This window comes from Altererythrobacter aquiaggeris (genome assembly GCF_037154015.1).
Classification (GTDB): Bacteria; Pseudomonadota; Alphaproteobacteria; order Sphingomonadales; family Sphingomonadaceae; genus Aestuarierythrobacter; species Aestuarierythrobacter aquiaggeris.
Map to the genome: position 1 here is coordinate 2454973 of NZ_JBANRL010000001.1, position 20411 is coordinate 2475383.

At 58.3% G+C, this 20411-nt stretch carries 18 protein-coding genes; 12 read left to right on the forward strand and 6 right to left on the reverse strand.

Translation table 11 applies throughout. The annotated features are described in order from the left end of the window. Positions 1-4 precede the first annotated feature (4 nt). Together WFP06_RS12125 and WFP06_RS12130 are read right to left on the reverse strand one after the other, a co-directional pair. A complete protein-coding gene (locus WFP06_RS12125) occupies positions 5-1132 on the reverse strand; it encodes a HigA family addiction module antitoxin (protein ID WP_336987420.1) in 1128 nt (375 codons plus the stop codon). A 12-nt stretch (positions 1133-1144) separates the two neighbouring features. Beyond that, entirely contained in the window at positions 1145-1441 is a 297-nt protein-coding gene (locus WFP06_RS12130) for a type II toxin-antitoxin system RelE/ParE family toxin (protein WP_336987421.1), read from the reverse strand. 125 nt (positions 1442-1566) lie between these two features. Here WFP06_RS12130 and WFP06_RS12135 point away from each other — a divergent pair, with 125 nt between their 5' ends. From WFP06_RS12135 to WFP06_RS12150, 4 genes are all read left to right on the forward strand, one after another. After that, on the forward strand, positions 1567-2454 hold the full coding sequence (locus WFP06_RS12135) for an IS1 family transposase (RefSeq protein ID WP_336987694.1): 888 nt from the start codon (positions 1567-1569) through the stop codon (positions 2452-2454). Between the two features lie 82 nt (positions 2455-2536). Beyond that, complete coding sequence (locus tag WFP06_RS12140) at positions 2537-3838, forward strand: APC family permease (RefSeq protein ID WP_336987422.1); 1302 nt, start codon at positions 2537-2539, stop codon at positions 3836-3838. A gap of 118 nt (positions 3839-3956) precedes the next feature. Further along, complete coding sequence (locus WFP06_RS12145) at positions 3957-4364, forward strand: baeRF12 domain-containing protein (RefSeq protein ID WP_336987423.1); 408 nt, start codon at positions 3957-3959, stop codon at positions 4362-4364. Positions 4365-4492: 128 nt separating this feature from the next. Further along, entirely contained in the window at positions 4493-5509 is a 1017-nt protein-coding gene (locus WFP06_RS12150; RefSeq protein ID WP_336987424.1) for a serine hydrolase, read from the forward strand. A 92-nt stretch (positions 5510-5601) separates the two neighbouring features. Here the strand turns inward: WFP06_RS12150 and WFP06_RS12155 are convergent, their stop codons facing one another. Beyond that, complete coding sequence (locus WFP06_RS12155; RefSeq protein ID WP_336987425.1) at positions 5602-5850, reverse strand: hypothetical protein; 249 nt, start codon at positions 5848-5850, stop codon at positions 5602-5604. Positions 5851-6086: 236 nt separating this feature from the next. On the opposite strand from WFP06_RS12155, the gene polA reads away from it, so the two are divergent. Beyond that, positions 6087-8927 carry a DNA polymerase I gene (polA, locus tag WFP06_RS12160; RefSeq protein ID WP_336987426.1) on the forward strand — a complete coding sequence of 947 codons (2841 nt, stop codon included), beginning with the start codon at positions 6087-6089 and terminating at the stop codon, positions 8925-8927. A 60-nt stretch (positions 8928-8987) separates the two neighbouring features. Further along, positions 8988-10064 (forward strand): mechanosensitive ion channel family protein, encoded by a 1077-nt coding sequence (locus WFP06_RS12165; RefSeq protein WP_336987427.1) that lies wholly within the window; start codon positions 8988-8990, stop codon positions 10062-10064. A gap of 18 nt (positions 10065-10082) precedes the next feature. On the opposite strand, the gene WFP06_RS12170 is transcribed toward WFP06_RS12165, so the two are convergent. Further along, a complete protein-coding gene (locus WFP06_RS12170) occupies positions 10083-12389 on the reverse strand; it encodes a CDC48 family AAA ATPase (protein ID WP_336987428.1) in 2307 nt (768 codons plus the stop codon). Positions 12390-12758: 369 nt separating this feature from the next. On the opposite strand from WFP06_RS12170, the gene WFP06_RS12175 reads away from it, so the two are divergent. The 6 genes from WFP06_RS12175 to WFP06_RS12200 are packed head-to-tail and all read left to right on the forward strand — an operon-like array spanning position 12759 to position 17547. Further along, positions 12759-13466, forward strand: a complete 708-nt coding sequence (locus WFP06_RS12175; RefSeq protein WP_336987429.1) for a CoA transferase subunit A — start codon at positions 12759-12761, stop codon at positions 13464-13466. Then, on the forward strand, positions 13466-14371 hold the full coding sequence (locus WFP06_RS12180) for a hypothetical protein (protein ID WP_336987430.1): 906 nt from the start codon (positions 13466-13468) through the stop codon (positions 14369-14371). Before WFP06_RS12175 ends, WFP06_RS12180 begins: the two co-directional genes overlap by 1 nt. A gap of 59 nt (positions 14372-14430) precedes the next feature. After that, positions 14431-15066, forward strand: a complete 636-nt coding sequence (locus WFP06_RS12185) for a CoA transferase subunit B (protein WP_336987431.1) — start codon at positions 14431-14433, stop codon at positions 15064-15066. 5 nt (positions 15067-15071) lie between these two features. After that, positions 15072-15698 (forward strand): glutathione S-transferase family protein, encoded by a 627-nt coding sequence (locus WFP06_RS12190; RefSeq protein WP_336987432.1) that lies wholly within the window; start codon positions 15072-15074, stop codon positions 15696-15698. A 7-nt stretch (positions 15699-15705) separates the two neighbouring features. Then, entirely contained in the window at positions 15706-16857 is a 1152-nt protein-coding gene (locus tag WFP06_RS12195) for a CaiB/BaiF CoA transferase family protein (RefSeq protein WP_336987433.1), read from the forward strand. Between the two features lie 3 nt (positions 16858-16860). Further along, on the forward strand, positions 16861-17547 hold the full coding sequence (locus tag WFP06_RS12200; protein ID WP_336987434.1) for a glutathione S-transferase family protein: 687 nt from the start codon (positions 16861-16863) through the stop codon (positions 17545-17547). Positions 17548-17551: 4 nt separating this feature from the next. On the opposite strand, the gene metK is transcribed toward WFP06_RS12200, so the two are convergent. Together metK and lnt are read right to left on the reverse strand one after the other, a co-directional pair. Continuing rightward, a complete protein-coding gene (gene metK / locus WFP06_RS12205; protein ID WP_336987695.1) occupies positions 17552-18769 on the reverse strand; it encodes a methionine adenosyltransferase in 1218 nt (405 codons plus the stop codon). A 53-nt stretch (positions 18770-18822) separates the two neighbouring features. Continuing rightward, positions 18823-20397, reverse strand: coding sequence for an apolipoprotein N-acyltransferase (lnt, locus tag WFP06_RS12210; RefSeq protein WP_336987435.1), 1575 nt, complete (start codon positions 20395-20397; stop codon positions 18823-18825). Positions 20398-20411: the final 14 nt, after the last annotated feature.

Sequence of the window (20411 nt, forward strand, 5' to 3'; positions counted from 1 at the left end):
TTCCTTAGATTGTGACGGGCGCGGGGACACCCCAGCCATCAGTGATGGCGCTTTGAGCGATGAATTTACGGACACTTACTTTATGTTTTGCAAGCCAGTTGTATCGGTCCATTTTCCACTGAAGCTGACCAACAACGATGCCGGGATGGCGATTGATCCTGCGAGCAAAACCAATCACATCTCTCTGAGAAATAAACGGAGCCTTCCGCTGATAGAAAGATTCTAGGGCTGCTGCTGGAACGCAAGCGTTTGCAGCAGCAAGGTTGGCTTTTCGCTCTTCTTCCGGCTGATCGGCGGACTGGTCATACTTCAAATCTACATCGATATTGATAGATTTTTCAGCCTTCCCGTCTTCGTTTAAGACGTGCTCCAACTCGTGGAATAGAACGAACCAGAAGTTATCAATCCGGTCAAAGCGCGTGGTCATACCAACCATCGGCTTTGCTCCATCCCAAAAACAAACCCCATCAATATTCGCCTTGGGCAGTGTTTCTACGATGGCATATCTCACGCCGCATTCATTGAGAATGCGAGGGACATGACGAACGCCCTCGGGGTCAGCCATGAGGGCTGGCAGGTCATCAGAGACAGCCTTTTGCAAGGCTTTCTTGGAATAGCGGGGCGTTATCATTTCCGAGCAAATCTGCTTCACCCGATAAAGCCAAGCCAATTGCTCTGGCGTCGTCCCGTCGTAGTTGGTTTTCTTTGCTGCGTGCTGCAAATGCGGAATGTTACTGACGCTATTCGTTCCGAAAAACCGCATAAGCTGTCCTTCGAGAAGCGGCACATCTGTATCTTCCAGCCAGCCTCGCTGAATCATCGCGCGAATGGGATAGACGTTCTGAAATTGCGCGCGACGCGCGACACCTGGGTCCGGCGCTGTCGCGCGAGACATTTCAAACGCCTTCTGCAAATTGGCGAAGAACTCAGGGTTTACATCAAAGGCATCGCCGAGCGCCTTTGCCATTTCAGGACTTATGCCCTTCTTGCCCGAGACAATCATGCTGACGCTGCCTTCCGGCACGCCCAAAATATAAGCCAGATCGCGCTGCGTCCAATCGCGGGCGTCCAGTTCCTCTGCGAGAAATTCGCCGGGATGCGGCACTTCTATCATGTAATTTTCGTTGCTCATATATCCCCGAATCTAATGCGTATCATCGATCTCCAAAATCGTTATCAGTGGCGGATTTCCATCATTGTCCAGCGTGAAAATAATACGGTATTGGTCATTGACCCGAATTGATTTCTGACCGTTTCTGTCGCCACTTAATTTCTTGAAATTCAACGATCTCCAGTTTCTAATAGTCCTCTCATCGGGCGCTTGCTCCAACAAGACTATTTTCTTCCGAGCACTGTTGATTACCGAAATCGGCAGACCCAGCTTGTACGCTTCGTCCGTGGCGATCTTGCTGAGGCGTTTTTCTGCGTAACCAACCTTCATGCTGAATCACTCTAAATAATGTGCTGGCCCACGTCAATACCCTACTTAGCATATCTAGCGAAGTATTATTATTCAAACTGACGGTTATGCTTGACTTAGTTGAATGGGTCGGTTATAAAATCAGCATGAACAAGCTAGACACCAAGGCCCGAGCTACCATCCTTCATATGCTCTGCGAAGGCAGCAGCATTCGATCAATCGTGCGGATTACAGGCGTCAGCAAAAACACCGTTTCAAAACTTCTCATTGATGCTGGCAAGGTCTGTGCAGCTTATCACGAAACGAATGTCCGCAACCTGCAAACAACGCGCGTTGAAGTCGATGAAATCTGGTCGTTCACTTACGCCAAGCAAAAGAACGTCAAGACTGCGAAAGCCGCTCCCACCAATGCTGGCGACACTTGGACTTGGACCGCGATTGACGCTGATAGCAAGATGATCGTTTCGTATCTGGTCGGTGGTCGTGATGCTGAATATGCGATGTGGTTTATGGATGATCTGCGCAGCCGCCTTGCAAACCGCGTCCAGCTTACCAGCGACGGTCACAAGTCCTACCTTGAAGCCGTGGAAGGCGCTTTCGGTGCCGATGTGGACTATGCGCAGCTAATCAAGATTTACGGCAACGCGCCGGATAGCTTCAAGGGTCGCTACAGCCCCGCAGATTGCACTGGTATCAAGAAGCGCGCCATTGAAGGGCGTCCCGACAAAAGCCTTGTAAGCACGTCTTATGTTGAGCGCGCCAACCTTACCATGCGGATGCACATGCGCCGCTTCACGCGGCTTACCAACGGTTTCAGCAAGAAGATTGATAACCACGCCCACGCTGTTGCGCTTCACATGATGTATTACAATTTCGTCCGTATCCACAAAACGCTGAAAGTCTCGCCAGCAATGGCAGCGGGCGTCACTGACCGCCTTTGGGATATTGCCGATATTGTCATGCTGATCGAAAAGGCAGAAGTGGAAGCTGCACCGAAAAAACGCGGTCCTTATAAGAAGGCAATTTCAAACTGACCCACTACCAGAATTTGCGCCGGATTGACTTGTCGCGGGAACGGTCCATGTTGCGGTCAGGGTTGCGCAAGGGGGCTTGCGCTTGGACAATACAAAATCGCCGCCACGCGTAGTGGGCAAATTCGGCGCAACGCTGATGAGCATCAATGGCATGATCGGGGCCGGTATTTTTGCCCTGCCCGCACTGCTTTATGCCGAGACCGGCAATTTCGCACCGTGGATGTTCCTGATTTTCGGATTGTTATTCGCCTGTAGCATTCTGATTTCCGCCAGGCTTTCCAATATGTTCCGGTCGTCGGGCGGACCGCAATTGTGGACGCAGGCGGCGTTTGGACCATTTGTCGGATTTCAGATCGGCTGGGTGCTTCTGTTGGGGATGGCGGCCGGGCGCGCGGCAACGCTTTATGTCCTGGTGTCGTATCTTTCGGTCATTTTCCCGGTGTTTGCTGAACCTGCCGCCCGCGCTTTGGCGCTGGGCGCTTTGCTCGCGGCGATGACGGTCATCACCGTTTCGGGCATGAAAAACAGCATCGGCGGGCTTGCCATCGGTACGCTGCTGAAAGTCAGCCCGATCCTGCTGCTTTGCGGATTTGCCTATGCATCCGGCGGGATCGCGACCGATTTTGCCTTGCCGCAGTTTGAAGCGTTTGAAAGCGTCGCTCTGCTGGTATATTTCGCATATTCGGGTGCGGCGAGCTCGGCCTATTCGGCGGGCGAGCTTAAAAACCCCCGCCGCGACTTACCCGTTACAATGCTGGGTTCGCTGGCATTAATCATGGCATTTTATATGGCGGTGCAATGGGCCTATATCGCAGCCGGTGCGCCGCAGAGCGATGGTGATGCGACACCGCTGGCGGCCGCTGCAGGGGCGGTGATGGGCGAAAATGGTGCCTTGTTGCTCAGTCTCGCAGCGATATTTTCGATTGCCACGAATTGCCTCAATTTCTTCATCGCCGGCCCCCGCGTGGCTTATGCAATGGCCGATCGCGGATTGCTGCCGTCCATGTTCGCGAATATCTCGCCGCGTTTCGAGACACCCGATCGCGCCATTTTCCTGTTTTCGGGATTGGTGGCCATCATGCTGGCAAGCGGCGCGTTCACGTTTCTTGCTACGGTCACCTCGCTCGCGGCACAGGGTTCAACGCTGGTTATGACCGCTGCATTCATCGTGTTGATGCGGCGAACGGAGGCAGGCCATGACGGCCGATTGCGATGGTACTGGTGGCCGGTAATCGCAGTGGGCGCATTCTTTGCCAGCTTCACAATTATCCAAGCCCCGGCCAGCGCATTTCTGCTGCTGGCCGGATTGCTGGTAGTGGGAACGCTGCTGTATTTCATCGCCCGGCGAGGACAGGTCAGCACGCCCGAACCCGTTTTTGATTAGGCAGCGCTGGCGCATCGAGGCGCGATGGAGGCGATGCGCATCAGATACCGTGCACAATCGTCGGCGCGTGCAACGATTGGGCGCTTTGTCCGTTAAGTGACAGAAGGAGAATCTATTCATGAAATTGCCGCATAAAGCCCATGTCGCCGTCGTCGATGGTAAACGCTTCATTCTGCTGCATAACACCGGCCAGCCATTCGAACCAAAGCTGGACGGAGCGGAGACACCCGATCTGGAAGCGACCAACTTCAGCGCGGGCGTTAAACATCAGGATGATGGCGGACAAAAAACCGGTGCAACCGATCTCGATGAACTGGCCCATGCTGCGGCTGCGGCCGAATGGCTGAACCGCGCGGTGATGGACGGCAAGATCAAGCAACTGATGGTTGTCGCAGACCCCAAAACGCTTGGCGAGATGCGGCGTCACTACAACGCCAAGCTGAAGGAGGCGCTGGTAGGGGAACTTGCCAAAACGCTGACTGGCGAAAATTCGTCGGTAATCGCAAAGGCCATCGCCTCAGCATGATCCGCGCCGGACACGGCTAACTTATCCACAGGACGCCAATCCAGCCCGCTTCGTCGCTCAGACGCTTGCGGGCTGGAATCTTACCCCGTTAAGGATTCGAAAAGCATAATCGGGGTATCGTTGCGGATATGGGACACTTTACAGGCGTATTCGGTAAAATCAGTGCAGCATTGGCGCTTGGCTTTGCAGTGCTCAGCCCGGCTGGCGCGCAGGCTCAATCCTACAATTTCGAAAACGCCTTCGACCGTGAACTGGGTACCGACACGCGCGCTCCGCGCGATTATTCAGCGCGCTACGATACGCCGCTTGAACGCCAGATCGCCATGTTGGCAGGTGGTGATCAGGGCAGGATCGGGGTTGCGGCCATCGATCTTGAAACCGGCCGCGAAGTCGCAATCCTGGGTGACCAGCGTTTCCCGATGGCCAGTACAAGCAAGATCGCCATTGCAGCGACATATCTCGAAGGCGTGGACCAAGGGCGCTGGTCGCTGGAAGATCGCTACCCGCTGCTGATTCCGGTCCAGTCGGCGAAATTCTCAAGCCGGGCAGCCCCGGTGAAGCGCGGGAGTTATCTTCCGGCAAGCGAATTGATCGAACTGATGATTACGCGCAGCAGCAATTCGGCGACGGATGCCATGATCGCTGCGGTGGGCGGCACGGATAAAGTGAATGACTGGCTTCGCAGGTCGGGGATCGAACATGTCCAGATCGACCGCGATATCGCGACGCTTGTCCGCGATGACGGCGAATTCGACCCGGCGATCATTATCGACAAACGCGATAGCGCCACACCGCGTGCGATGGTCGCGCTTCTATCGGGCCTCTATCAGGGCCGCTGGCTTACTCCGCGCAGCCGCGATGTCGTGATCGGTGCGATGGAACGTTGCCGCACCGGTAAACGCCGGATCCCCCACCTGTTGCCCGGCAACGCTCTGGTTGCGCACAAGACCGGATCGCTCAACAACACGTCCAGCGACGTCGGCGTAATCACAGCACCTGACGGCAGATCAATGGCTGTCGCGATTTACGTGACCGGTCAGGGCTCGAGAGCCAATCGGGAAGCCAAGATCGCCGCTATCGCGAGTGCAATCTATAATGGTTACACCAAACCGCAACAGCGCGGCTTGACGCGGTCCGCATACTGACCGGGCCGCGCGCGGCAAGTTGATCGACTACGCATAGAAAAAGGGCGGCGCCTTGCGGCACCGCCCCTTCGCGTTTCATCGAAACGACTGAATTAGTCTACAGCAGCTTCAGTGACGGTTTCGTCCTGAACGTCAGCTTCTACTTCAGCGGCTGCGCCTTCTACTTCGGCAGCAGCTTCGGCAGATGTGTCGACAACAGCGTCGCCAGCAGCTTCCATGTTGGCTTCAGCGTCGGCAGCAGCAGCTTCGGTCGTTGCTTCTGCAGCGTCCTGGGTGCCTTCCGAACAAGCGGCGAGCGAGAGAGCTGCTACAGCAGCAGTTGCGATTACGAATTTACGCATAAGATTCAATTCCTTGAACAGCGAGTAAAGATATGAAGCGGATTTGCTTCATACGAGGCTTGCATGTTCGCAAACTTCACAGCAGCAAATAAGGCGGGATTGTGGCGAGCGCAAGAGGTTTCGCCATATTTCTGCCTGATTTGACTTCGATCTATTGTAATCATTGGCTTTTTATCACTGTTGGGAAACGCATGAAAGCTGCTGACCAACCCCTCCGGCACTGCTACCAAGCCTGAATGTCAGAAAAACAGCATCTCTATCTGGTCGACGGATCGGCTTATATCTTTCGCGCTTACCACCGCTTGCCGCCGCTAACCGACAAGCGAGGTACGCCGGTTGGTGCGGTTTACGGATACACCACGATGCTGTGGAAGCTGGCGGAGGATTTGAACAAGGCCGATGGCCCGACCCATCTGGCCGTGATTCTCGACAAGGATTCGAAGAGCTTTCGTAACGATATCTATCCCGAATATAAGGCAAACCGCCCACCGCCGCCCGAAGACCTGGTGCCGCAATTCCCGCTTATCCGTGATGCGACAAGGGCGTTCAGCCTCGCGTGTATCGAGGAAGCGGGCCTCGAAGCCGACGATTTGATCGCATCATATGCCCGTACTGCGGCTGCACGCGGGTGGAACGTCACGATCGTGTCTTCGGACAAGGATCTGATGCAGCTTGTCGGCACTCATGCCGACAGCGGCGGCAAGATCGATATGCTCGATACCATGAAGAACGCGCGGATCGGGGTTGCCGAAGTAGAAGAAAAGTTCGGCGTAAGGCCGGAACTGGTTGGCGATGTTCTGGCGCTGATGGGCGATTCGGTTGATAATATACCCGGCATTTATGGCATTGGCCCCAAAACCGCGACCAAGCTGATCCAGGAACATGGCAGTCTGGCTGGTGCTCTGGATGCAGCGCCGGATATGAAAAAATCCAAGCTGAAGGAGCGGATGCTCGAAGGCCGCGAGATGGCGGAGCTCAGCCGTATTCTCGTTACGCTGAAGGAAGATTGCGATTTGCCGATCGCGATTGACGATTTCGCGCTCGAGACGATTCCGCAGGCGCCTTTGGCCGCATTTCTGGAGAAGCACGGATTTTCCAGCCTGTTGCGCCGGCTTGATGCCGGAAGCGGTAGCCCGGACCGCACAAATGATCTCGATCCGGCCAAGGTTGACAAACAAACAGCGCCCGCATCGCTCCAAGGCAACAGCCAGCCGGCACCCGATATGCCCGCTGTCGATCGCAGCACATATGTTTGCGTGCAGGACATCGGCACTCTGCAAACGTGGGTTGACCGCGCATTTGCCGCCCGGCTGGTTGCCGTGGACACGGAGACCAGCGCGCTTGATGCAATCAGCGCGGATCTGGTGGGTATCAGTCTGGCGCTGGGGCCAAATGATGCGTGCTATATTCCGCTTGGCCATGGCGGAACCGATATGTTCGCTGAAAAGCCCGCGCAAATCGCCATGGAGGATGCCATGGCCGCTTTGAAACCGCTGCTGGAAAGCGATGCCGTGGTGAAAATCGGCCAGAACATCAAATATGACCTCAATGTGCTGGCCCGCCATGGCATCGATGTGTCCCCCGTGGATGACACGATGGTGATCAGTTTTGATCTTGACGCGGGGCGCTCGCTTGACGGGATCGGCGGCGGGCACGGAATGGACGGATTGAGCGAGCAGCACCTTGGCCACACCCCGCTCAGCTTCAAGGACGTGTGCGGAACCGGCAAGAAACAGATTTCGTTCGGCGAAGTTCCGCTCGACAAGGCGACCGCATATGCCGCCGAAGACGCAGACGTAACGTGGCGGCTGCACAAACATCTGAAGCCGCGGCTCGCCATCGAACATTCCGCTATGGTTTACGAACGCGTCGATCGCCCGCTGATACCTGTCGTCGCGGGGATGGAGCGCCGGGGTATCAAGGTGGACCGCGAGGCGCTGGCCCGCCTGTCGGGTGAATTTGCCGTAAGTATTGCCGGGCTCGAGAAGCAAATTCACGAGGCTGCGGGTCAGGAATTCACCATCGGCAGCCCCAAACAGCTGGGCGACGTTTTATTCGACAAGCTGGGCTACAAAGGTGGGCGTAAGGGCAAAAGCGGGCAGTACTCCACCGATCAGGCCGTGCTGGAGAAGCTGGCCGGCGAAGGAGCGGGGGTCGCTACAAAAGTGCTTGAATGGCGCCAGCTTGCGAAACTCAAGAACACCTATACCGATGCGCTGCAAGCCGCGATCAATCCCGGCACCGGACGGGTTCATACATCCTATAGCCTCGTGGGCGCGCAGACCGGCAGATTGTCGTCCACCGACCCCAATCTGCAAAATATCCCGATCCGCACAGCGATCGGCCGCCAGATCCGCGAGGCGTTTGTGGCCGAAAAAGGCAATGTCCTACTCGCCGCCGATTACAGCCAGATCGAATTGCGACTGGCCGCCCATATGGCCGATGTCCCCGAATTGAAGGCGGCGTTTGCAGCAGGCGAGGATATTCACAACCGGACCGCGAACGAGCTGTTCGGCGAAGTAAACCGCGACACGCGCGCGCAGGCCAAGACGATCAATTTCGCGATTCTTTACGGCATCAGCCGCTGGGGCCTCGCGGGCCGGCTGGAAGTCGAACCGGATGAAGCGCAGGCGATGATCGACCGTTATTTTGAACGGTTTCCCGGCATCCAGCGCTATATGCACTCAACCTTGGAGGGCGTGCGCGAGAAAGGCTATTCGCAAACGCTGTTCGGACGCAAGACGTGGTTTCCGCGCATATCGTCCAAAAACCAGAACGAGCGGCAAGGTAGCGAGCGGGCCGCGATCAATGCCCCGATCCAGGGTACCAGCGCCGATATCATCAAACGCGCAATGGTGCGGATGGAGCCGGCCCTGCGCGAGGCCGGGCTCGATAACGTCCAGATGCTGCTGCAAGTGCACGATGAACTGGTATTCGAAGTGCCCGAAGGCGATGTTGATGCGGCAAAGCCGGTGATCGAAGGGGTCATGGCTAATGCCGCGCAGCCCGCAGTCACTCTGGATGTGCCTTTGGGAATAGAAATCGGTCACGGTGCCAGTTGGGACGCAGCGCACTGATCTGCCAGGCCTGACCGCGGCGACTTGTCGCTTCGTGCGGCGCGCGGTAGGGGCCGCGGCATGAACGATCTTATCAATGTGGCAGATCTGAATATCGGCTGGGACGAGACGACACGCGCTGTCATCGGGCTGGGTTTGGCGCTGGTTCTGGCGTTGCTACTGCACAAGGCGGTTTTCGCTATCCTGTTCAGGATCGCACAGCGTACGACCACCGATAACGACCGGATACTGTTTGAACGGCTTTACCGCCCGCTGCGCTGGTCATTTGTCGCCATAGCCATATCGATTCTGGCCGAAGCCAATTCGCTGGTCGAATGGGTGTGGGATGGTGCAGCCCGGTTTGTCGTACCCGCGCTGCTTGGCTGGGTCGCGCTGACACTGGTGCGCGCGTTTGCCTATACGGTCGAAATTCGCGAATTGCCCTCACAGGATCTGGCCGAGGAACGCAGCCGTAAAACGCGGGTCCAAATCCTGAGCCGTGTGGCTGCCTTTGCGATCATCTTTGTCACCGTCGGCCTGATACTGCTGGGCATTCCGCAGGTCCGCAATATCGGCGTAACTCTGGTGGCATCGGCAGGTCTGGCAGCACTGGCAGTGGGTGCCGCCGCCCAGCCGGCGCTGAAATCGCTGATATCGGGATTGCAAATGGCCATAACCGAGCCTCTGCGGCTGGGCGATCTGGTGGTGGTGGATGGCCATACGGGCCGGGTCGAAGAAATCCGGATGAGTTTTGTGGTCGTTCGCACGTGGGATGAACGTGTCGTCATTGTCCCGACCAGCCGCTTTCTGGATGACAGTTTCGAAAACTGGTCGCGCTCCAACGAAATGCTGACCGGCCCTGTTTACCTCCACCTCGACCCTGCGACCCCGATTGCGCCGATCCGCGCAGAATTCGAACGCTTCGTGAAAGGTCATGAGGATTGGGACGGCCGCACCGTTCAGATGCTGATGACCCAAGCACATCCCGAATCGATCGAGCTCAGGCTGGCGGTCAGCTCGAATTCCATCGCTACGCTGTGGCAGCTTCGCTGCAAAATACGCGAGCACATGATTGACTGGCTGCGGCGCGAAATGCCCGACGCGCTTATCCATCACCGGCTTGAAGTCGAAGCAGCCAATGCGAAGGTAGCAAAATAGCCACCTTCGCACTGCGGTCTAATCGTGCTTCTTGTCGCGGGTCGATTCGATCATGCCGTCGTGAACAAAGCCGATCGGGTGCACCGATGATGCGCGCATTTTCAGCTCGCCTTTGATGTTGGCGTATTCCTCCTCCATCTTTTCCGTAACGGTGGCGCGCGAATCTTTCAGCGCTTCGGTAAAGTCGGCGCCCGTTACGCTCTTGGCGCCGGGCCCGCTACGCCGGATCGCGACGAGGCCGGCACGGCGCACCACATCTTCCAGATCGGCACCGGTAAAACGTGTGGTTTGAGCCGCAATTTTACCCAGATCGACGCTTTTTGCGATCGGCATATTGCGGGTGTGGATTTTCAGAATATGCTCCCGGCCCTTTTCGTCGGGCGTGCCGACATAAACCAGTTCGTCAAACCGGCCGGGACGCAGCAGCGCCGGATCGACCAGAGCGGGCCGATTGGTGGCGCCGATCACGACCACCGACTGCAATTCTTCCATCCCGTCCATTTCGGCCAGAATCGTGTTGACGACGCGTGCGGTCACCTGCGGTTCCGCGCTGCCCGACCCGCGAGCCGGCACCAGACTATCGATCTCGTCGATAAAGATAACGCAGGGGGCAACCGCGCGTGCACGGGCGAACATCTTGGCAATTTGCTGTTCGCTTTCACCAAACCATTTGCTGAGCAGATCACTGCTTTTCATCGAGATGAAGTTGGCCTGCGCTTCTTTGGCTACAGCTTTGGCAAGCAGTGTCTTGCCCGTACCGGGAGGCCCGTAAAGCAGGAAGCCCTTGGCGGGACGGATGCCCAGCCGGCGGAACGTATCAGGATTTTTCAGCGGCAGTTCGATGCCTTCGTGCAATTTATCGCGCGCATCGTCGAGGCCGCCCAGATCATCCCAGCCGACATCGGGCACCTGAACCATGACTTCGCGCATGGCAGATGGCTGCACGCGCTTGAGCGCTTCGACAAAATCTTCGCGCGTGACGCTCAGTTCAGCAAGCACTTCGGGCGGAATGGTGCGTTCATCCAGATCGAGCTTGGGCATGATCCGGCGCACCGCTTCGATCGCAGCTTCGCGTGTGAGCGCCGCAAGGTCGGCACCGACAAAGCCGTGCGTCGTGCGCGCCAGTTCTTTCAGATCGACCTGATCGCCCAGTGGCATACCGCGGGTGTGGATCGCCAGAATTTCACGGCGACCGGATTCGTCGGGGACACCGATCACAATCTCGCGGTCGAAACGGCCGGGCCGGCGCAGCGCTTCGTCGATAGCATCGGGCCGGTTGGTGGCCGCGATAATGACCAGATTTACCCGCGATTCCAGCCCGTCCATCAGCGTCAGCAGTTGGGCGACAAGGCGCTTTTCCGCTTCGCCCTGGACCTGCTCGCGCTTGGGCGCAATCGAATCGATTTCGTCTATGAAAATAATCGCCGGAGCAGCGCGCGCCGCTTCTTCGAACACTTCGCGCAGGCGCTTCTCGCTCTCGCCATAGGCCGAACCCATGATTTCAGGGCCGTTTATCGTGAAGAACTGGGCATCGCTTTCATTGGCAACCGCCTGCGCAAGCCGGGTCTTGCCGGTGCCCGGTGGCCCATGCAGCAACACGCCGCGCGGCGGATCGACACCCAGCCGCGTAAAGATTTCGGGAAAGCGCAGCGGCAATTCGACCATTTCACGCAGTTGCTGGATGGTATCGCCCATCCCCCCGACATCGTCGTAATTCACAACTGCGCGGCGATCGTCGGCCTCGGCAAACTCGGCGCGTAATTCGACTTCGGTGTTTTCGTCGATATGCACCACGCCCTTGGGCACTGTGGAGACGACCCGCAGGCGTATCTGGGTAAGCGCATAGGCAGGCTGGTTGAACATCCTGCGCACTTCGTCGGGCATATTCTGGACCGGCTGCTGGCCGGTTGTCGCCACCAGATCGCCGGTAATCAGCGGTTTGCGAAAGAAATTGCGCTTCAGCGCCTGCGTGGGGCCCTGCAGCCGCATTTCCCGCTGGGCGGGCGCAAACACCACCCGCGTCGCCGCGCGCGATTCGATTTTGGCAATTTTGACATGCTCGCCGGACCCGGTTTCGGCATTGGCCCGCTGCAGTCCGTCCAGCCGCACCACATCGAGCGCCTGATCTTCGGGATAGGCTGGTGCAGCAATGGCGGGGGTGGAACGTTTGCCGGTGATTTCAACCAGATCGCCTTCGGTAATACCCAGCGCCTGAAACGCGCTCTTGGGTATCCGGGCGATACCCTGACCGCTTTCTTCCTGCCGGGCTGCCGCAACCTGCAACCTGACATTCTTATTTTCGATAGCGGCGTCCGCATCAGCCATCAGGCAAACTTCCCTGTCCAGTGTAAATCTTTCAGCCCACAGCTAGGGTGGAGTGACCGGCATTTCAAATGGTCTGTCCAAATGGGGGAACGGCCGAGAGCGGTTTACGCACGAGTGCGGTCAAAAAAATGGCCCGGACGGAGAACCGGCCGGGCCTTGGAAGTTTTGGGAGAGGATGCCTAAAAAGGCCTGCCCTATATGTTGGAAAGCGCATTTTTGTGCAAGTGCGAAAAGAGCACGTTCAGTTGCGTTTTACGCAACTCTGATTTGATCTGGCGCGCGGAACGCGAGGTCAGGCGTGGTGACATGGCTGTGACAAAACCCTAAGATACATCAGACGGCTGACTGCCTGTGACTGAGGATGCGCGAATGAAGAAAATCTTCCCCGATGCCGCTGCTGCACTGGACGGCATACTGGCCGATAATATGCTGATCGCTTCGGGCGGATTCGGTTTGTGCGGTATTCCCGAACGGCTGCTGACCGCCATCAGGGACAGCGGCGTCAAAGGCCTTGTGTTCGCAAGCAACAATGCCGGGATCGATAATGAGGGCATCGGAATGTTGCTGCGGACCAGGCAGGTCGCCAAGATGATCAGTTCCTATGTCGGCGAAAACAAGGAATTCGAGCGGCAGTTTCTGTCGGGCGAGCTGGAAGTCGAATTTTGCCCGCAAGGTACGCTGGCCGAAAGGATGCGCGCCGGCGGCGCGGGCATACCGGGCTTTTACACTAAAACGGGCGTCGGCACGCAGGTAGCCGAAGGAAAGGACGTCAGAAACTTCCGCGGTGAAGACTATATCCTCGAAGAAGGTATCTTTGCCGACCTTGCCATCGTGAAAGCATGGAAAGCCGACGAAACGGGCAATCTGGTGTTCCGCAAGACTGCCCGGAATTTCAACCTGCCCGCCGCCACGTGCGGCAAATTCTGCGTTGCCGAAGTGGAGGAAATCGTCCCGACCGGATCGCTGGACGCAGACTGTATCCATTTGCCGGGCGTTTACGTGCAGCGGATGATTGTCGGCGCGCCCTACGACAAGAAAATTGAATTCAGGACTGTGCGCGAGCGGGAAGCCGCCTGATGAAAGCCGGGCTGGGGATGGCGGCGTTAGCTTTGTCTTTGCTGAATGGCGGCTGCGTGGCCGCGTTGCTGCCGATTGCGGCGGCAGGCGCCATGTCCACTGTGCAGAAACCGGCCGCCCCGAACCTCGCCCCGAACCTCGCCCCGAACCGCGCCGGGACCGCGGGCGCCCCGGCTTTTGAAATCGCGGATGCAGGCGATGTCGTTTCGCCCGATCCCGTGATGCGGCAGCTGCCCGGAAAAAATATCGCGGCGCCGCCAGCCGAACCCGCTTACGAAGTTCTGGAAATAACCGAACTGCCCGCTCCAATGGCCGGCAATACAGCTGGCCCGGCTGGGGAAACCGGCTCCTACACCGCTTTCACGGATTTTGCGGTCAAGCGGGCGCAAGAGGATGCCGGCCTGGCGCGGCGACCATCGGCCATTTTGCAAAATCCCTCGCGCCTCGATGGTAAGACGCAGCTGTGCGGCAGGCAGCCGCCTGCCGTTCTGATTGACTTTGATCCCGACGATGACGTCTTCGATCCCTCCGCCCCCGGGACAATCAGCCGCGATTTGCAGAACGCACTTGGTACATTGGCCGACAATTCGATCGAGGTGTTATGGATTTCCGATCTGCCGGAAAATTTCGCCGGCGAAGTCGTGAACGCGATGCGGAAGTCGGGTATTTCGCGCGTGGACGGGTCGGCCTTACTGTTGGGCGCCGGAGAGGCGGGCCGCAAACAACTGCTGCGCGAACGCGCGGCAAACCGGTACTGCATTGTGGCAATTGCGGGCGACGAAAAGGGCGATTTCGACGAGATGTATTACTATTTGCGCGACCCCGATTCAGCGATCCGGCTGGAACCCTTGTTCGGTAACGGGTGGTTCCTTGCCCCTGCGCCATTTTTACAATCGGGGTCGTGAGCGCGATAACAGACTGCCGATCGCGGCCGAAAAGCAATTGACTGAGGTGAAACAAGACAATGCCATGGGATAGAAACCAGATGGCCGCACGGGCGGCCCGAGAACTTGAAGATGGCTATTATGTCAATCTGGGGATCGGCATTCCGACGCTGGTCGCAAACCATATTCCCGCCGGTATCGACGTCACGCTGCAAAGCGAGAACGGCATGCTCGGTATCGGTCCGTTTCCGCTGGACGGCGAGGAAGATGCCGACCTGATCAATGCCGGCAAGCAGACGATCAGCGAACTCCCGCAATCGGCCTATTTCGACAGCGCCGCCAGCTTTGCGATGATCCGCGGCGGCCATATCGACCTGACGGTGCTGGGCGCGATGGAAGTGGCCGAAAACGGCGATATCGCCAACTGGATGATTCCCGGCAAGATGATCAAGGGGATGGGCGGCGCGATGGATCTGGTCGCGGGTGTCAAAAAAATAATCGTGGTGATGGATCACTGCGCCAAGGACGGCAGCCCCAAATTCATTCCCCGTTGCACCCTGCCGCTGACCGGCCAGAATGTCGTCGATATGATCATCACCGATCTCGCGGTATTTCGCCGGGCCGATCATGACAGCCCCTTCAGGCTGATCGAACTCGCGCCGGGCGTCACAGCTGAAGATATCACCGCCAAAACAACCGCCTCTTTCGAAAGCTGAACCCCATGAGCATTACCATCCATCACCTGCGCATTTCGCGCTCTACGCGGATCATCTGGCTCGCGGAAGAACTGGGGCTCGATTACGAACTGGTCTGCCATGACCGCGATCCGCAAACTTTCCGCTCGCCGCCATCGCTCGCCGAAGTGCATCCCATGTCCAAGGCTCCGGCCGTCGTGATCGACGGAAACGTGGTGGTGGAATCGGGCGCGATCATCGAATTCATGACCGAGAAATACGGCAACGGGAAACTGACCCATGCCGCGGGCGACGCGGCACGCGCCGAATATCTCGAATGGATGCATTTTTCCGAAGGCACACTGGGTATGCCGATGATCATGCGGATGCTTGGCCCGCGCATGGGCCTGCCCGAAGGCGCATTGGCATGGATGGATGCGGAACTGGTCAAACAGCTCGACCATGTAGAGCGGCATCTGGAAGGGCGCGAATATCTGTGCGGCGATAATTTCACCGGCGCCGATATCAACCTTTCATATATGCTCGAACACGCAGAGGGTATGGGCCTGCTATCCACCCGCCCCAACACGGCGCGGTACCAGAAGTCCCTGAAATCGCGCCCTGCCTATAAAAAAGCGATCGAGCTGGGCGGACCGGTAACACTTGCCCGCTGATAGCCCGGTGAAAAACACACCGCTTGCCGGCCTGAAAGTGGTCGAGCTGGCACGCGTGCTGGCGGGCCCGTGGGTCGGGCAAACGCTGGCCGATCTGGGCGCAGAAGTGATCAAGGTGGAAAGCCCCGAAGGTGACGGGACGCGCCAGTGGGGCCCCCCCTGGATCGAGCGCGAGAACCGCGCCGGTGAGCATATCCGCGAGGCGGCCTATTACCACGCCTGCAATCGCGGCAAGCAAGCGATCGTTGCCGATTTCAAACAAGCGGACGATCTGGCACGCGTGCGCGATCTGTGCCGCGAGGCCGATGTCGTCATCGAGAATTTCAAGCCTGGTACGCTCGCCCGGTTCGGTCTGGACTACACCTCACTGGCGAGTGACAATCACGGGATCGTGTATTGTTCGATCACCGGCTTTGGCCAGGATGGGCCGCGGCGTGACGAACCGGGTTATGACTTCGTGATTCAGGGTATGAGCGGGTTCATGGCGTTGACGGGCGAGCCAGATGGCCAGCCGATGAAAATGGGGGTATCGATATCCGATCTTTCTTGCGGGCTGTATTCCACGATCGCGATCCAGTCCGCGCTGCTGATGCGGGCGCGCACGGGCAAGGGCCAGCATATCGATATGTCGCTGCTGGACTGTTCGGTCTCGCTGCTCGCCAATCAGGCGATGAGCTTTTTTGCGACCGGTGAAAATCCGCCGCGGATGGGCAATGCGCACGCGCAGGTCATCCCTTACGGTGTTTATGAAGTATCGGACGGTCATGTAATTCTGGCGCCGGCGAATGACGGTCTGTTCGTCAAACTTATGCACGTCCTGGCACGTCCCGACCTGGCCGCGGACCCCCGCCTTGCCAGCAATGCCGGCAGGTTGGAAAACCGCGAATGGATGGAGGCGGAAATCGTTAGGGAGGTGCTCGGCTGGACCAAGGACGGCATCCTGCAAAGCTGCAAGACCGCCGGTGTCCCGGCTGGCCCGATCAATCAGCTGGATGAAGTGTTTGCCGACCCGCAGGTGTGCGCACGCGGTATGCAAATCGATCTGCCCGGCGGTATTGCCGGAGTGCGCAGCCCGTTCACTTTCTCCGATGCGCAATTGGCGTTGGGCAAGGCTTCGCCGCGCCTTGGCGAAGATCAGGACAGCGTCCGCAAGGGTTAGGCCATGGGCGACTACACGCTGATAACCGCGAACAGGAACTATTCGAGCTGGTCGCTGCGTCCATGGGTTCTCATGAAGGCGCTCGGCATCCCGTTTTGTGACCGGATAGAGCCATTTGCGGCAGTTTCGAACTTTGCCGCGTTCAGATCATTTTCGCCCACGGGCATGGTTCCCGCACTGATTGATGGTGACCGTACGATCTGGGATTCACTCGGCATTACGCTGTATCTGGCAGAACGGCATGACGGGATCTGGCCGGCGTACGGGGCCGCGCGGGCGTTTGCACAATGCGCCGTCACCGAAATGCACGGCGGATTTGCCGCACTGCGTAACGAATGTCCGATGAATGTCGGGGTGCGAATGCAGCCGGTCGTTTGCGGCGGACGTTTGGCGCAGGATGTGGCGCGGCTGGCGGAACTGTTTGCGCAAGGGCTGGACCAGTTCGGCGGCCCCTATCTGGCCGGACCCCGGTTCAGCGCCGTGGACGCATTCTTCGCGCCGGTCGTCTTTCGTATCCGCACATTCGGCTTGGACATCGGTCGGGGCCAGAGATGGGCCGACGACATGCTGTTGCACCCGGCCATGCGCCAGTGGGAAGCCGAAGCGCTGGTCGAAGAGTGGCGCGAACAAGGCCACGAGGAAGAAATCCGCGCCGCCGGGATCGTGACGCATGATTTTCGCAAAGGCTGAGCGGTTAACCCGCCACTGCCGCCCTTAGCTCGTCCATCAGATCGGTGCGTTCCCACGGAAAATAATCGCCATCGGGCTTGCGTCCGAAATGACCATAGGCCGCAGTGACGCGGTAAATCGGTTTGTTCAGCCCCAGATGTGTACGGATGCCGCGAGGCGTCAATCCGCCAAGTGCCTCAATCGATTTGATTGCCTCCTCCAGCCCGGCATCGGTGATTCCCCCGGCTGCCGTGCCGTGCGTATCAACGTAAAGCGACAGCGGCTGCGAAACACCGATCGCGTAGGCCAACTGGATTGTACAGCGGGTCGCCATACCGGCTGCGACGATATTCTTGGCCAGATAGCGTGTGATATAAGCAGCCGAGCGATCGACCTTGGTCGGGTCTTTGCCGCTGAACGCGCCGCCGCCATGCGGCGCAGCGCCGCCATAGGTATCGACGATGATCTTGCGTCCGGTCAGGCCTGCATCGCCGTCAGGTCCGCCAATTTCGAACGCTCCGGTAGGATTGATGTGATAAACGGTTTCGCCGGACAACAGGTTGGCCGGAAGCACGCCGGCGACGACTTTTTTGACGTAATTCTTAAGCTCGGCCTCTTTTGCGCCTTCGTGGTAACCCTTGGCGTGCTGGGTCGAAACCACGATCGCAGTGGCGGCGACGGGTTTGCCCTTTTCGAACCGCAATGTAACCTGGCTTTTGGCATCGGGTTCGAGGAACGGCGCTGCTCCCGATTTCCGGTCTGCCGCCATCGTTTCGAGAATCTTGTGGCTGTAATCCAGCGTCGCCGGCATCAGGTCAGGCGTTTCATCGCAGGCAAACCCGAACATGATACCCTGATCGCCCGCACCTTCGTCCTTGTTGCCGCTGGCATCGACGCCTTGGGCAATTTCGGATGATTGCCCGTGCAGATGATTTTCAAATGTCAGCGTTTCCCAATGGAACCCTTCCTGCTCATAACCGATTTCGCGCACCGTCCGGCGAACGGTTGCCTCGATTTCGGCCAGCGCACCGTCCACCCACTTGCCGTTTTCATATATCCCGCGGCAACGGATTTCGCCCGACAGCATCACGCGCTGCGTTGTGGTCATGGTTTCGCAGGCAACCCGTGCCTCGGGATCTTTCGCCAGAAACAAATCGACAATTGCATCGGAAATCTGGTCGGACACCTTGTCCGGGTGACCTTCGGAAACGCTTTCGGAAGTAAAGAGATAGCTCTCGCGCATCGACGCGTGTTCCTTGTTGTAAGACGTGCTGTCCGGAAAATTCAAAACGCGGTCTAACCGCGCCTGAAACGCGGCGCAACCATTGCGATCAGTAAGACGAGAAACGCCCAGCCGAGCGGCAGGTAATTGCCCAGCCGTGCAAATAAAGTCGGCTCGCGCGGCGGCGGGATCAGGCCGTCGATCCTTCCCGCCTTCTGCAGACCGATGTGGTCGCGCACGATCCCGTCAGCATCGATCACCGCGCTGATACCGGTTGTCGTGGCCCTGAGAACCGGCAGACCTTCTTCGATTGCGCGCATTCTCGCTTGCGCCAGATGTTGCGGCGGCCCCCAGCTACCGAACCAGCCGTCGTTTGACGGGTTGAAGATAAAATCCGGGCGGTTGCGGCGATCGGTCACATGGCCGGAGAAAATAATCTCGTAACAGATTTGCGGACCGATCTTGCCCATATCGCCCAGATCCAACGTCTGCGGACCGGGCCCGGGCCAGAAATCGATTGTTCCGGCAACCAGCCGGTTGGCGCCCAGCGGTTCGAGCAACCAGCGAAGCGCGAGATATTCGCCGTACGGGACAAGATGGGCCTTGTCATAACCCCCGATGATTGCACCTGTTTCGTCCATCGCGGTGACCACATTGCGCGCACCGGCTGCGCGGCCCCGCCGTATCTCCAGATCGACCGCGCCGGTGAGAACGATGCTGCCTTCGCCGATTACCCGGCCGATCCGCTGACGGGCAAATTCCGGATCGCCCGCGGCAGTCATCTGGTCGTAATAACGCTGCGGATACCCCGACCGGAGATAGTCGGGCACACCCGATTCGGGCCAGAAGACCAGTCGTTTCTGCCCGGGATCCCTGGGCAGGCTAAGCGTTGCGATATTGCGAAATTGCGTTTCGAATGTCGCCGGATTGTTCACATCTTGCTGGCGTAAATCGGGCTGGACCAGCGTGAAGGTCAGATCGCCTTCATCGCGGGCAGAAGCTGGCCAGACCATCGCCGCTAGCAAAAGCGCAGCCGCGCCGCCAAGCCAAGGAAAACGGCGTCTGCCAAACAGGATCACCGCCGCCGCCCCCAAGAATACCGCCAGTCCGGATAGCGCGTAGGTACCTGTCCAGGGGAGCACGATCGCCGCGCCGGTCCGGTCAAACGGACCGACCAGTACGGCGCCGAACGGGTTCCAGGGATATCCGGTAAAAGCCCATGACCGCAGCCATTCCGACAATGTCCAGAACGCCGCGAATATGGCGGCGAATTGCCATGTCAGTCCCGATTTGCAAACCAGACGCGTGCAGACCGCGGCGATCGCGGGATAAACAGCCAGATAAATCGCGGCGAGCAAAACCGCTAGCCAGCCCAGCCATGCAGGCATCGCATCCTGATATTTGAAAGAATTGGCCATCCAGCTGTTGCCAACCGCAAAATGGCCCAATCCGAACAGCCAGCCCGCCATGGCGGCGCGCTTGATCGTCGCGGCGCGGGCAACGACAAATGCAAACAGGCCCACTGCCAGCAGGGCGAGCGGCCACAAGGATAGCGGCGCAAAACCGGTAGCCGACACTGCGCCCAGCACCAGCGCGCCCGCGTTGGGATACGCCCTGGCCCGGTCCGCAAAGTTCGCAGCGGAGCTCATTTTGTTATGCGCGC

Bases quoted from the DNA above. Each gene is read 5' to 3' on its own strand.
- WFP06_RS12145 (WP_336987423.1), top strand. From the start codon at position 3,957: ATGAAATTGCCGCATAAAGCCCATGTCGCCGTCGTCGATGGTAAACGC.
- WFP06_RS12155 (WP_336987425.1), bottom strand. From the start codon at position 5,850: ATGCGTAAATTCGTAATCGCAACTGCTGCTGTAGCAGCTCTCTCGCTC.
- WFP06_RS12200 (WP_336987434.1), top strand. From the start codon at position 16,861: ATGGGCGACTACACGCTGATAACCGCGAACAGGAACTATTCGAGCTGG.
- WFP06_RS12130 (WP_336987421.1), bottom strand. From the start codon at position 1,441: ATGAAGGTTGGTTACGCAGAAAAACGCCTCAGCAAGATCGCCACGGAC.
- WFP06_RS12165 (WP_336987427.1), top strand. From the start codon at position 8,988: ATGAACGATCTTATCAATGTGGCAGATCTGAATATCGGCTGGGACGAG.
- lnt (WP_336987435.1), bottom strand. From the start codon at position 20,397: ATGAGCTCCGCTGCGAACTTTGCGGACCGGGCCAGGGCGTATCCCAAC.
- WFP06_RS12125 (WP_336987420.1), bottom strand. From the start codon at position 1,132: ATGAGCAACGAAAATTACATGATAGAAGTGCCGCATCCCGGCGAATTT.
- metK (WP_336987695.1), bottom strand. From the start codon at position 18,769: ATGCGCGAGAGCTATCTCTTTACTTCCGAAAGCGTTTCCGAAGGTCAC.
- polA (WP_336987426.1), top strand. From the start codon at position 6,087: ATGTCAGAAAAACAGCATCTCTATCTGGTCGACGGATCGGCTTATATC.
- WFP06_RS12185 (WP_336987431.1), top strand. From the start codon at position 14,431: ATGCCATGGGATAGAAACCAGATGGCCGCACGGGCGGCCCGAGAACTT.
- WFP06_RS12175 (WP_336987429.1), top strand. From the start codon at position 12,759: ATGAAGAAAATCTTCCCCGATGCCGCTGCTGCACTGGACGGCATACTG.
- WFP06_RS12190 (WP_336987432.1), top strand. From the start codon at position 15,072: ATGAGCATTACCATCCATCACCTGCGCATTTCGCGCTCTACGCGGATC.
- WFP06_RS12135 (WP_336987694.1), top strand. From the start codon at position 1,567: ATGAACAAGCTAGACACCAAGGCCCGAGCTACCATCCTTCATATGCTC.
- WFP06_RS12170 (WP_336987428.1), bottom strand. From the start codon at position 12,389: ATGGCTGATGCGGACGCCGCTATCGAAAATAAGAATGTCAGGTTGCAG.
- WFP06_RS12150 (WP_336987424.1), top strand. From the start codon at position 4,493: ATGGGACACTTTACAGGCGTATTCGGTAAAATCAGTGCAGCATTGGCG.
- WFP06_RS12180 (WP_336987430.1), top strand. From the start codon at position 13,466: ATGAAAGCCGGGCTGGGGATGGCGGCGTTAGCTTTGTCTTTGCTGAAT.